At 56.7% G+C, this 12,773-nt stretch carries 13 protein-coding genes; 3 read left to right on the plus strand and 10 right to left on the minus strand.

Translation table 11 applies throughout. The features are described from left to right. Positions 1-3 precede the first annotated feature (3 nt). Both ACT53D_RS09695 and ACT53D_RS09700 read right to left on the minus strand, forming a co-directional pair. A complete protein-coding gene (locus ACT53D_RS09695) occupies positions 4-2,166 on the minus strand; it encodes a xanthine dehydrogenase family protein molybdopterin-binding subunit (protein ID WP_476155904.1) in 2,163 nt (720 codons plus the stop codon). An 11-nt stretch (positions 2,167-2,177) separates the two neighbouring features. Next, the gene (locus ACT53D_RS09700; protein ID WP_194748873.1) at positions 2,178-2,633 is read right to left on the minus strand and encodes a (2Fe-2S)-binding protein; all 456 of its coding nucleotides are present in this window, start codon (positions 2,631-2,633) and stop codon (positions 2,178-2,180) included. 365 nt (positions 2,634-2,998) lie between these two features. Between ACT53D_RS09700 and ACT53D_RS09705 the strand changes: the two genes are divergently transcribed. Beyond that, entirely contained in the window at positions 2,999-4,006 is a 1,008-nt protein-coding gene (locus ACT53D_RS09705) for a zinc-dependent alcohol dehydrogenase family protein (protein ID WP_476155906.1), read from the plus strand. On the opposite strand, the gene ACT53D_RS09710 is transcribed toward ACT53D_RS09705, so the two are convergent. Then, positions 4,003-4,992 (minus strand): AraC-like ligand-binding domain-containing protein, encoded by a 990-nt coding sequence (locus tag ACT53D_RS09710; protein ID WP_476155908.1) that lies wholly within the window; start codon positions 4,990-4,992, stop codon positions 4,003-4,005. The genes ACT53D_RS09705 and ACT53D_RS09710 overlap by 4 nt on opposite strands. Positions 4,993-5,145: 153 nt before the next feature. Here ACT53D_RS09710 and ACT53D_RS09715 point away from each other — a divergent pair, with 153 nt between their 5' ends. Beyond that, the gene (locus ACT53D_RS09715) at positions 5,146-5,586 is read left to right on the plus strand and encodes a hypothetical protein (protein WP_476155910.1); all 441 of its coding nucleotides are present in this window, start codon (positions 5,146-5,148) and stop codon (positions 5,584-5,586) included. Here the strand turns inward: ACT53D_RS09715 and ACT53D_RS09720 are convergent. The 3 genes from ACT53D_RS09720 to ACT53D_RS09730 are packed head-to-tail and all read right to left on the minus strand — an operon-like array spanning position 5,583 to position 8,225. Beyond that, entirely contained in the window at positions 5,583-5,762 is a 180-nt protein-coding gene (locus ACT53D_RS09720) for a YgaP family membrane protein (RefSeq protein ID WP_476144629.1), read from the minus strand. The genes ACT53D_RS09715 and ACT53D_RS09720 overlap by 4 nt on opposite strands. 34 nt (positions 5,763-5,796) lie before the next feature. Next, positions 5,797-7,524 carry a SulP family inorganic anion transporter gene (locus tag ACT53D_RS09725; protein ID WP_476144630.1) on the minus strand — a complete coding sequence of 576 codons (1,728 nt, stop codon included), beginning with the start codon at positions 7,522-7,524 and terminating at the stop codon, positions 5,797-5,799. Continuing rightward, positions 7,521-8,225, minus strand: a complete 705-nt coding sequence (locus ACT53D_RS09730) for an MBL fold metallo-hydrolase (protein ID WP_476144632.1) — start codon at positions 8,223-8,225, stop codon at positions 7,521-7,523. The genes ACT53D_RS09725 and ACT53D_RS09730 overlap by 4 nt, the downstream gene beginning before the upstream one ends. A gap of 174 nt (positions 8,226-8,399) precedes the next feature. Here ACT53D_RS09730 and ACT53D_RS09735 point away from each other — a divergent pair, with 174 nt between their 5' ends. Next, complete coding sequence (locus tag ACT53D_RS09735) at positions 8,400-9,764, plus strand: sigma-54 interaction domain-containing protein (protein WP_476144633.1); 1,365 nt, start codon at positions 8,400-8,402, stop codon at positions 9,762-9,764. Positions 9,765-9,769: 5 nt separating this feature from the next. Here the strand turns inward: ACT53D_RS09735 and ACT53D_RS09740 are convergent, their stop codons facing one another. The 4 genes from ACT53D_RS09740 to ACT53D_RS09755 form a co-directional block, all read right to left on the minus strand. Continuing rightward, on the minus strand, positions 9,770-10,189 hold the full coding sequence (locus ACT53D_RS09740; RefSeq protein ID WP_275357792.1) for a DUF6691 family protein: 420 nt from the start codon (positions 10,187-10,189) through the stop codon (positions 9,770-9,772). 7 nt (positions 10,190-10,196) lie between these two features. Next, positions 10,197-10,622: a YeeE/YedE family protein gene (locus ACT53D_RS09745; RefSeq protein ID WP_476155912.1), complete on the minus strand. Its 426-nt coding sequence runs from the start codon at positions 10,620-10,622 to the stop codon at positions 10,197-10,199. Positions 10,623-10,680: 58 nt separating this feature from the next. Continuing rightward, complete coding sequence (locus tag ACT53D_RS09750) at positions 10,681-10,902, minus strand: hypothetical protein (RefSeq protein WP_194748882.1); 222 nt, start codon at positions 10,900-10,902, stop codon at positions 10,681-10,683. A 219-nt stretch (positions 10,903-11,121) separates the two neighbouring features. Continuing rightward, positions 11,122-12,702, minus strand: a complete 1,581-nt coding sequence (locus tag ACT53D_RS09755; RefSeq protein WP_476155914.1) for a Na+/H+ antiporter — start codon at positions 12,700-12,702, stop codon at positions 11,122-11,124. Between the last annotated feature and the right edge of the window lie 71 nt (positions 12,703-12,773).

Here is a 12,773-nt window from a genome sequence, read left to right on the forward strand (position 1 = left end):
GGCTTAAGCCAGCTGATCACCAATCGGCAACCGGCGGATACGCTTACCAGTCGCAGCAAAAATGGCGTTGGTCACGGCAGGTGCCAGCGGCGGCACGCCCGGCTCCCCCACCCCACCCATTTTTTCGGTGCTGGGCACAATATGCACATCCACTTTGGGCATATCTTTCATGCGTAACACCTGGTAGTTGTGGAAGTTGGATTGTTCCACCTGGCCGTCTTTGAAGCTCACCTCGCTACTGAGCGCGGCACCCAACGCAAAGGCGACACAAGACTCCATCTGCGCTTTGACACCATCCGGATTCACAGCCAGCCCGCAATCAATCGCCATCACTACGCGGTGCACTTTGGCCTCACCGTCTTTGACGGAGACTTCGGCCACCTGCGCGACATAGCTGCCAAACGACTCGTGGACGGCAATGCCACGGAACACGCCAGTAGGCAACGGTTTGCCCCAGCCCGCTTTATCGGCCGCCAGATTCAGTGCCGCCAAATGACGGGGATGGTCTTTCAGCAACTGGCGGCGATACGCCAGCGGATCCTGTTTGCTGGCATGCGCCAGTTCATCAATCAGGCTTTCCATGACAAAGGCGGAATGGCTATGCCCGACCGATCGCCACCACAACACCGGCACATCACTTTGCACCGAGTGCAACTGCACCTCATGATGCGGAGTGCCTTTCACATAGGGCGAATCAGCCACGCCTTCCACCGAGGTGGCATCAATGCCGTCCTTGATCATGACGCCTTCAAAGGGCGTGCCTTTGATGATGGACTGTCCGACCAGCGTCTGCTGCCAGGCCAGCGGTTTGCCCTGTTTGTCGAGCGCGATACTGGCTTTGTGAACAAACATCGGCCGGTAGAACCCCCCCTTGATATCGTCTTCGCGGCTCCAAACCGTTTTCACCGGCATGCCTGCCGCTTTGGCCACTTCAACCGCTTCAGACACAAAGTCTGCACGGGGATTGGCGCGACGGCCAAAACCGCCCCCTAAAAACAGCGTGTGAATTTTCACTTGTTCTGGTTTCAGGCCCAGAATCTTGGCAGCTGACGCCTGGTCCGTGGTTTGCATTTGCGTCCCGGTCCAGATTTCACAGCCCTGATCAGAGATTTTGACGGCACAGTTCAAAGGTTCCATCGGTGCATGCGCCAGATAAGGCAACACATATTCCGCATGTATGGTTTGCTTGACCTGCTTGCTGGCCGTGGCAACATCGCCCGCTTTCGCAGCCTGCAAGCCTGGCTTTTGCGCCAGCGCCTGATATTGCTTGAGCAAGGCGGGGGTATCCGGTTTGTCATGCCCGGCTAGCGCCCACTCCAGCTTGAGGGCCTCGCGCCCCTGCTTGGCGGCCCAGTAATGCTCGGCAATCACGGCAACCCCCGTGGGCACTTTGACCACCTTGATCACGCCCGGCACTTTGCGTGCAGCGGCATCATCCAGGCTTTTGAGTGTGGTGCCAAACACTGGCGCACGTGCCACCATGGCGACTTTGAGTCCTGCAAACTGCACATCCTGACCAAACTTGGCCGTGCCATTGATTTTTTCTGCGCTGTCCAGACGCTTGGTGGCCTTGCCGATCAATTTCCACTGCTCCGGTTTTTTAAGCGTGACGCTGGTCGGTGTCGGCAATTGACTGGCGGTCTCCACCAGCTTGCCATAACTGAGCTTTTGCGTGCCGTTGATGACAAAACCATTTTCGGTGCGCAAGCCAGCTACTGGCACCTTCCATTGCTTGGCCGCCGCCTCCAGCAACAGAACACGTGTCAATGCGCCCGCCTGGCGATAGCGGTCAAACTCTGACCAGGTGGTGGAAGAGCCGCCGGTAATCTGGATACCATAGGCGGTATGCACATAAGCAGGCGCCGCAGGCGCATGCTCGACCTTGATCTTGCTCCAGTCGGCATCCAGCTCATCTGCAATCAGCATGGGCAAGGTGGTCCACACGCCCTGCCCCATTTCGCTATGCGCCAACATCACGGTAATACTGTCATCGGCGCCGATGCGCAAAAAGGCATTCGGCGCAGGTAGTGGCAGCGCTTCTGCCGCATTGGCTACGCCCATAAAGCGTTTGGCTTGCGGAATACTGAATGCCACCACAAGGCCGCCAGCGACCAGGGCCGTACTTTTGATAAAACTGCGGCGTGAGAGATTAATGAGATCATTCATGGGGTCTCTCCTTAAGCCAGTTTGGCAGCGGCTTCATGAATCGCTGCCCGGATACGTTGATAAGTCCCGCAACGGCAAATATTGCCACTCATGGCCGCATCAATATCGGCGTCGCTGGGTTTAGGGTTTTGCTTGAGCAGTGAGGTCGCAGACATGATCTGGCCGGATTGGCAGTAGCCACACTGCACCACATCAATCTGTTGCCAGGCGGCTTGTACGGCCTGGCCCACCTTGTCGTCATGCATGGCTTCTATAGTGGTGATTTTTTTACCCGCGGCCGCACTGACCGGGGTCACACAAGAGCGAATGGCCTGACCATCCAGATGCACAGTACAGGCTCCACATTGCGCCATGCCACAGCCAAACTTGGTGCCGGTCATGCCAGCCACATCGCGGATTGCCCATAAAAGAGGCATGTCATCGCTCACGTTGAGCTCGGTCTCTTTGCCATTGATATTGAGTTTCATCGTGTTTGTTCCTTTTTAAAATCTGATGCTGCAGTCGCAAAACCAATCTGAGGTTGGCTATCGTGAAAATATACTAACATACATGATTGTATGTATGGGCGTCCCGGAGCTGCATAAATTTAAATTTAATCGTGTTAAGTCTACAGTGTGCAGCCCGTGATTTAGCTGGTCGCACAGCCGCTTTACATCTGTCGATCCAATCAGGACGAGATCCTGAAACAGTCTTTACATTGGCTTCACTCCCGTCCGCCTGCTGGTGCCGGGCGATTTACTTTGTCTGCAAGTCAGGGCAGAATCAACCGCTTACCGTGAACACTCATCCCTATGAATACAATCCCCATGTCACGCTTGATTAGGAGAACGCCATGACGAAAGCCATTATTCTGCAACCGGGCGGCGGCTACCAAAATGTCACCGTCGGCACACGCGAAGCCCCTGCGCCAACTGCCGGGCAAATCACGGTCAGGCTGCATGCCAACTCGCTCAATTACCATGATTTTGCCGTGGTCAGCGGCATGTGGGGGCCCAGCGAGCCGCGTATCCCGATGGCGGATGGCGCCGGTGAAGTAGTCGCGGTCGGCGCAGGCATCACCGAATTCAAAGTAGGCGATGCCGTAGTCAGTACTTTTTTTCCCAGCTGGCAAGCGGGCGAACCGCTGGTTGAAGGCTTTGCCACCGTGCCAGGCGATGGTGTGGATGGCTACGCGCGTGAAATCGTTACCGCCAGCGCGGAATCTTTTACGCTGGCCCCCAAAGGCTGGAGCCATATCGAATCCTCCACCTTGACTACCGCCGCCCTGACGGCCTGGCGTGCGCTGATGTCTGATGATCAGCTCACCCCTGGCGATACTGTGCTGGTGCAAGGCACGGGCGGCGTTTCCCTCTTTGCCTTGCAATTTGCCAAGCTGGCAGGCGCAACCGTGATTGCCACCTCGTCCAGCGAAGCCAAGCTGGAAAAACTCAAGGCCATGGGTGCAGATCACCTGATCAATTACAAAACCACCCCGGCCTGGGGAACGCTGGCGCGCGAACTGACGGGCGGCCGTGGCGTCGATCACGTCGTCGAGGTGGGCGGTCCGGCCACCCTCGAACAGTCCATGCTGGCGGCGCGCGTCGGTGGCCACGTCTCTGTCATTGGTATTTTGACCGGATTGGCGGGCGACTTTCCTCTGGTCACAGCCCTGATCAAGCAACTGCGCCTGCAAGGCGTGCTGGTGGGTAGCCGCAGCATGCAGCAAGCCATGATCAAGGCCATAGATGCGAATGGCCTGAAACCGGTGGTGGATAAGGTGTTTGCGCTGGAGGAAATGGTGCAGGCCTTCCAGTATCAGGAGACCAATCAGCACTTTGGCAAAATTTGCCTGCAGATTTAACGGAGTAAAGCCCCCTGCTGCCGAAAAACGCGGGGGGCGTCGCCAAACTGCTGCTTAAAGGCTCGGCTGAAATGTGCAAAATCGTTAAAGCCGCAAGCCAGCGCGATCTCGGAAATGCTCCGGTGCTGCCAGGCCGGTTGCTTGAGGTATTGCGCACTCAGCGCCAGCCGCTGTTGCCAGACATAGCGCATCAAAGACGTCTGTTCATCGGCAAACAATTGATTGATATACCGGCTGGAAAATCCGGTGGCAGCGGCAATGGCGTCACTATCCAAGTCTGCATCCTGTAGATGCTTACTGAGCCACTGCTTGATTTGCAACAATGACAAACTGCGGCCAGGCGAACGCGGCAGCGCATGGTCTTGCAAGGTTTCAAGCGCATTGCCCAGCATGTCCAGCATAGGCGCCGCGCTGGCTTCAAATGCCTGCATGGAGAGTTGATTCAGCTGACGCGTGAGCTGTTGCAAAAACGGCGACAACATGGCGGTCATGCCGTGCTGCAATCGCATGGGCATCGCCGTCAGATGCCCGGCCTGCGGCAAACGCTGATGCAACAAGGTTCTTGGGATGGAAACAATCAGCTTGGAAAACGCCTCTGGACAATGGATATAGTGCGGCACCGTGGCATCATAAATAGTCATGTCGCCAGGGCGCAAAAACACTTCCCGCCCTTGCTGTTGCAGACAATACCGGCCTTGCAGCAACAGGACGGCAAAATAATTATCCAACTGCGGACGACTGATCTCTCGCGTCCCGCGCTGGATGGTCAGGCTGTTGGAATGGATCACGGATAGTTGCAACGCCTGCCAAGGATAGAGCGTCATCTCGTTGTAAAGTGGGGCTGCCGTGGGCGGGACGATGTCCACCTCTGCATATTCACGTCCAATCACCTCACACAACCATGCCTTGCGCTGACTGGGTGCGACCAGATCGGAGCTATATTTGCGACCTGTCGCTGCGACTACTGTCCTTGCTTGCTGCGCCATGACCCTCTCCTTTGCTGAGCGAAATTAAGTCACAAACAGCTAGATTTCGCAAGCGAGTCATCTCCGTTTCAGTCAAGCCTGAGCTCCGTCCAGGTCAAGCAGGCCATGACAGATCGGCTATGCTGGGGACACGATATCCCCCAGGAGACTTTGATGCAATCGACCCCACAAGCCCACCAGATGTTATTGAAAGGGGCCGCATGCTGGCTGCTGATGGCGTTGTTACTGGCATGGTGTATGGTGGGCCTGAACTTTGGTGTGGCCCCACTCAAGGCGATTTTCGCAGGAAAGTTCACGCGGCTGTTGCAAGCACATATCGATTTTCTGCTGATGACCGCCCTCATTTTTGGCATTGCGGCCAGCCGGGTCTCTTTGCCATGGCATGTACGCTGGGCGATGGTGATAGGCGCATTTACCAACTCCAGCCTGTTTTTACTGATGGCCATTTTCCCGGCGCTGGACAATCCTGAGCTCCCGCCGCCCTTGCTGTTTCAGGGTTATTTGTTTGCCAGCCTCTTTACCACCAGCTATGGTTTTGGCAAAGCCTCTGTGCTGATGTTAAAGTCTGGGTTGCAAGCAACGCCTGAAGCTTAGCGACGGTTAATCTTGAGCAAGGCATAAAGCGGACACCACTGGATCAGCCCAGTCGCCAGCGGCACCAGCCCAAACCAGCCCCAGGCTGGCCCCTGAAAAAACAGGGTCCACATCAGCAATCCGGCGCCAATAATCACTCTTAAATACTGTTCCAATTGCCCGATATTATCTGCCATGCCAGCCTCCTATATTTAGCGGCGCTTAACGCCGTTAATGACAGGACAGCGCTGCATAAGCCTGGTGTTGGGTCAGATAAATCTCACCATTGAGCTGCTGCCTGAGAGGAGCATGTTGCAACATATCCATCACCGGGCCTTTGACCTCGGACAAATGAAAGCCAATTCCCAATGCAGATAAATGGTGGTTGATGACTTCCAGCACCTCCAGGGCACTGCCATCTACCTCGTTGACGGCGGAGCACATCAGGATCACATGTTTCAATGCCGGGTTATCGGCGACCACTTCGAGCACTTTTTGCTCGAGATAGCGCGCATTGGCAAAATACAAACTCTCATCCACGCGCAAAGTGATCACATCCGGGCAGACACTGACCGCGTGCCGCGCCACGTTTCTAAAATGCTCGGTACCCGGCACCTGCCCGACAATGGCAATGTGCGGCCGACTGCTGCGGTATAGATGCATGGCCATGGACAGCAACACGCCTGCACTGATGCCATGTTCAATATCGACCAGCAAGGTAATCATAAAAGTCACCAGCAAGGCGGCAAAGTCGCTCCGGTTACGCCGCCAGGTCTCGATAAACACGCGCCCGTCCACCAGGCTCATCACCGCAACGATAATCGTGCTGGCCAAAATAAATCTGGGTAACGCACTGAGCCACGAGGCCAGAAAAACCGTGGCCAGCCACATGCCCAATGCAGTAAACAAGCCCGCTGCCGGCGTTTGCGCGCCCGCATCCATATTCACCACCGAGCGCGAGACGCCGCCGGTGACCGGCTGCCCCCCACTCAGACTGGCCGCCAGATTGGCGCCGCCCAAGGCAATCAGCTCCTGATCAGGGTCTATGCGTTCGCGCCGCTTCATGGCCAGACTCTGCGCGACAGAAATCGACTCCACCGTGCCGATGATGGAAATCAGCAAGGCCGGGGCCAATAAAGACTGCCACATTGCCAGACTCCCATGCGGCAAGGCCAGCGCAGGCAGCCCGGCGGGAATCTGCCCCACGGTCCGCACCCCGGTGAGCAGGGCCCAACCGGCATGCATGGCAATCGTCCCGATCAACACCAGCAGCGCAGGCACTGCCCGCACCAACACCTGCGCCCAAAACGGCGAGCAGCCCAGGCTTAGCAACAGCGATTGCCCTTGCCGCCTGGCCAGCACCAGCAATAGCAGGGTGAGCACCGACAGCATGGCCGTAGCAAGATGAATCTGCGGCCATTGCCCCAGCATACTCTGCCAGAGCGCCAGTACATGACTGCCCTCGGCCCGGATACCGAGCAAGGTGGGTAGCTGGCTACTGGCAATCACCAGGCTGGCGCCAGCAATAAAGCCGCTCATGACGGGGTGCGATAGAAAATTCGCCAGAAAGCCTAATTTGAACATCCCGGCCAGCATCAGAAACAGGCCAGACAAACACGCCAGGATCAGCGCCGCTTGCAGCCCCAGCGCGGGACTCTGTGCTGAATAAGGCGCCACTGCGGTCGCAGTCATCAGCGCCGCCACGGCCACGGGCCCCACCGCCAACGTCGCACTGGTGCCTAACAGGGCATAGACGATCAACGGCAACAGGCTGGCATACAGGCCAACTTGTGGCGGCAAGCCTGCCAGGATGGCATAGGCCAGCGCCTGCGGAACCAGCATCAGGGTCACCGTCAGCGCCGCCATCAGGTCATGCATGGCCTGCTCGCGCCGATAATGCAGCCCCCAGCGGAGGGCGGGCACGTAACGGGCCAGCCGAGTCAACATCGCTGTGCTCATGCCGACTGCTTGATCATCACTTGCCCACAGGCCTGGTTGGCAGGCAGGGCCACATCAATTTGCTTGGGATACGCCAGCTTGAGATTGGCCATGATATTGATAAATTCCGCGCGGGAAGTCTGCCCGCCCAGCCGCTTGTTTTCACGCTTCTCGTGGCCGACCGTGGAGACCGTCCTGCCTTGATAATCGTGGCCGGGAAAAATCAGCGTATCTTCTGGCAAGCTGAAAATTTTGGCATGTATGCTGTCATACAATTGCCCGGCATCGCCTTGCTGAAAGTCGGTGCGGCCACAGCCATCAATCAGTAAGGCATCGCCGGTAAAAATGCGGTCACCGACCAGATAACTGACGCAGCCGTTGGTGTGCCCGGGCGTGTAACGGACCTCGATATCCAGCGTGCCAACTTGCAAGTGCACGCCATCGGTCACCAGCACATCGCCGCATTGCGCGCCAGCATCACGATGCACCACACTTTTACTGCCCAGACGCTCGCGCAAGGTGGCGGCAGCGGTGACATGATCGGCGTGCACATGCGTTTCCAGGGTAAACACCAGCGTCAACCCATGCTGTTGCAAAGCCGCCACATACTTGTCTACCTCGCTGCCTACGGTATCAATCATCACCGCCTGCCGGGTTTCTTCACAGCCTAGCAGATAGGTATAAGTGCTACTTTCAGGCTCAAAAAATTGCTTGAAAATCATCCGCGTGCTCCTTATCAAGATGGCGTTGATTCAGCAAAACCAGTGCCAATGCTTCAATAAAAATTTAAAAACAGTCAAATCAATGACTTATATAAAAATATCACTTGCCCACCCCCGCCAAAAATGTTTCAATGAAACACAAAACCACAATCATGAAACGTTTCAAATAAAAAAATGGAACAAACCACCCCCGATTTTTTCAGCCAGCAGGCCGGTCTGAGCCGGGCACAGGGCGAATCGCTGGCCCGCATGATTTCATTGATCATGCCAGATGCAGCCGTGTTTACCGTCGATGCTCAAAAGCGGATCAGCTACTGGAGCCCGGGTGCCGAAAAACTGCTAGGCTTCACTCAGGCTACGCTCCTGGGTGAAAACTGCCTGACCGCCAACCGCTGCGAACAGTGTATGCGCGGCTGTGGTCTCACCGAGTCTGGCAAAGTCGAGGGCGCTCCCCTGCTGCTGCACCGGTCTGATGGTGAACGACAGGCAGTGTTGAAATATGCCATGGCCTACCTGCCAGAAGATGGCGCGTTTGCGGGCGGCCTCGAAATCCTGCTGCCCCAGCAGGCGGACGCAGGCAAGACCGCCGCCCAATCCTCGCTGGGTGAAAAATATGGCTTGATCAGCCATGCGCCCGAAATGCAAAAAGTGTTTGAAATGATACGCCGCGTGGCAGTGACAGACATCCCGGTGTTGATCCGCGGCGACTCCGGCACAGGCAAAGAGCTGGTGGCCCGCGCCATTCATGGCGAGAGTCCGCGTCACCGCGCCGCCTTCGTCGCCATCAACTGTGCCACGCTCAATGCGGGCATGCTGGAGAGTGAGCTGTTTGGCCACGTCAAGGGTGCCTTCACCGGCGCCATTCGTGATCACCAGGGCCTGTTTGGCCGGGCCGAGGGCGGCACGCTGTTTCTGGATGAAATCGCCGAACTACCTTACGAATTACAGGCCAAACTGTTGCGCGTACTCGAAACCGGTGAATACCTGCCCGTCGGGGCCAGTCAAGCCATGCAAGCCAATGTCCGCATTGTTGCCGCCACACATAAAGCCTTGCGCGAAGAGGTTAAAGCCGGGCGTTTCCGACAGGACTTGTTGTTCCGCTTGCGCGTGGTGCCCATCTTCTTACCCAGCTTGCAGGCGCGCAAACAGGATATTCCGCTCATACTGCGACATCTGCTTAAACAGCAATTTACCGGGGAACTACTGCCCGTAGTGAAGGCCGCCGCCATGGAGCAACTGATGGCCTATGACTGGCCGGGCAATGTGCGCGAACTGCGCAATGTGTTGAATTACGCACTGGTGATGTCGGATGGCAAACAGATAGCCACCGCAGACTTGCCGCCCGAACTGCAAACGATACCCGGGTCAACACAGGCAATGGCAGCGCCAGTCGCCAAACCAGGCCGCCAGGCGCTTTCAGAAGCCGCCATCGTGCAAGCCGTCACTGACTGCCAGGGCAACCTGACCCAGGCGGCCAAGCAACTTGGGATTGGCCGCACCACACTGTGGCGTTACCGCAAACTTTGGCAAAAAGACTGATACGGTCACAACCAGCCGCGACGCACCGCCAGCGTATGCACGGCCATTCCCGCCAGCATGCTGGCGACAAACAGCCAGACCGCCGGGCCACCCGTCAAAAGTGAGGCGATGGCTGGGCCGGGACAAAATCCGGCAATGCCCCAGCCGGTGCCAAAAATCACCGCCCCCAGCACCAGTTTGCGGTCAATCAGGCGCGTGCCTGGTAACTGCACAGGCAAGCCCAAGACACTGGTGGAGTGCCTGGCCGCAGACTTGAAGGCAAAAAAGCCTACAGCAATCGCACCCATCATCACAAATGCCAGTGACGGATCCCAGTCACCGGTCACATCCAGAAAGGCCAGCACCTTGGCTGGATTGGTCATCCCGCCCACAATCAACCCCACACCGAAGATCAGCCCGGCGATCAATGCCATCAGATTTGCCATCTTGCTTCTACCCTATCATCCACACATGGCGCCATAGCCAGACCACCAGCATCGCCACCAGCATAAACGTCAACGTCGCCACCAGCGAACGTGGCGACAGCCGTGACAAGCCGCAAACCCCATGACCACTGGTGCACCCCGACCCCAGGCGACTACCGAAGCCCACCAGCAATCCCGCCACGATCAACCAGGGCGTGGACGCCTGAATCTCCACCATAGGCAACGGCCGTGCCAGCAGATAAACCAATGGCGACAGCACCAGACCCGCGACAAAAGCCAGGCGCCAGGCCCGGTCACCGGCGGCGGCCGACCAGACCTGACCCACAATGCCACTGATGCCAGTGACCTTGCCCAGCCAGCGGATCATCAGCAAGGTGGAAAAACCTATGAGCAATCCACCCATCAGTGATTGCCAGGGGGTAAAAGAAATCATGCTTTTTTCTACATCCTCAACAGCGTTTATGAACAGGTCTAGCCAGCGCCATCATCCCTCAATCGACTTCGTCGGCCATGTCCTCATGGGCGGGTTCCGCAAGCTGGTTACATTCAAAACCGGCTTTTTCCAGCGCAACCCGATACTCGCAGCCGGGCAAATGCCCTTCCAGCTTGCCGTTGATATGGGTGGTTTCCTGCTTGCAGTAGGCGCAACGGTAACGGTGGGCCTGGCCTTCAAAGTGCTCTTGCGGATAGTCGATATAAAACAGTCGTTTCATGTTAATTGCTCCTCATCACAGCACTAGACAAGACCTATGCTACGCTGTCGACAGGAGGCTGGCAATACACAAAAAATCGCCTTGAGCAAGATTTTTCATCAAATAATTTTAACGTGCAGATTTTAATCAGGCCTAATTTCACACATAAAATCAAATAGTTAAGGCACTCACCCACAGCTCACCATAAAAGTTATCCACAAAAAATGTGGACAGGCACACTTAGCCACGACTATGTAAGGCAGCGATTTCCTGAATGTCCAGATCACGTTCCATCAGATGCAGCAACTCGTCATGAATCTGCCCCGAGCGATGCAGTCTAAGCAGCTCTTCACGACCGGCGGCTACGGCGGCCAGTACCACATTAAAATGCGCTTTGCGGAGGTCATCGGGCAGACTGTCTTCATGTTTATGTTTGTCTGACAGGCTTTGCCGGTAGCTGTATTGTTCCAGCAACCGCGGGTGCATTAATGCACCATGTTCGTTATAGGCCAGTTTGTTAACCACTGAAAACTGTGCCTGCTCAATCCGGGCCCACACCTGTGGCTCATTAAGGTAAATGTGCTCATGCTTGCTCGCCTTCAGTTTAAATGCCCGGATCACCTGACCAATTGTTGTCCCCTGCACCACCACCGTCACCAGGATCACGGCAAACGCGCACATCAGCATCAAGTCGCGTCCGGGCACCTGGGCGGGGACCGCCAGTGCTGCCGCCAGCGTGACCACGCCACGCATGCCTGCCCAGCTTTTGACAAAAGACTCGCCCCAGGTGCTGTGTCCATGCGCCGCATGCGGCTTGCGAATGAGTCTGGCCAACCCATCAACCATGAAAATCCAGACAAAGCGCGACAAGATCACCACGGCCAGCACCAGCAACACTTCCAGTCCATAAGCCTCCAGGGACTTGTCGGCATGGGCGACACGCTCCCAGACGCCGCGCAAAGAGAGGCCGATAAAGATAAATACCAGCGATTCAAAGATAAAAATCATGATTTCCCAAAACGCGGCACCGCGCCGGCGCGCTGTGGCCGACATGATTTCATGCTGGTGCCAGCCCAGCATCATGCCGTAGGTGACCGTGGCGATCACGCCTGAAACACCGATGTGCTCGCCCACAACATAACAAATCCACCCCGGCAAGGCCGAGGCCAGCACCATGAGTTTAGTGCCATGCAGATAGCGCAGGGTTTTAAACACCAGATAGCCCATAGCCGCGCCAAACAATACGCCCCCAACACTGAGCCAGGCAAAAGTTTCGAGCGCACCGCTCAGTGAAAACACGCCGGTCAGCAAGGCGACAATCGAAAACTTGTACAGCACCAGCCCGGTGGCGTCATTGAGCAAGCTCTCGCCTTCGAGCAACACCAGCAGCTTGCGTGGCAAGGCCACGCGTTGCAGCACGGCTTTGGCGGCAATCGCATCCGGCGGTGACACAATTGCGCCCAAGGCAAAACAGGCCGCCCACGGCAGGCTGGGATTGAAGCTATGCAAGGCCAGCCCCACCGCCAGCGTGGTGAACAGCACCGCACCAATCGCCAGCAGTAAAATGCCGCCCAGGTGCCGCCTGAACTCATGCCAGACCGTGAAATAGGCACCCGCCATCAGCAACGGCGGTAAAAACACCTCCATGACCAGGGCAGGATCAATCTCAAACGCCGGTAATTCTGGCACCAGCGCAATCAGGGCGCCACCCGCCAGCTGTGCTACCGCAGGCGGCCAGCGCAGCCGGTTGGCCAGGACTTCGAGTGCAATAATCGCCACCAGAAAAAACAGGATTAAATTGAAATAAAACGAATTACTCATGATAGACCGAGAGGGTCAGGCCCTCATGTAAACAGATGAAACCGCACCACTGAGGCGCGCCAGTGCCGCTA

Source organism: Methylophilus sp. DMC16, from assembly GCF_056314045.1.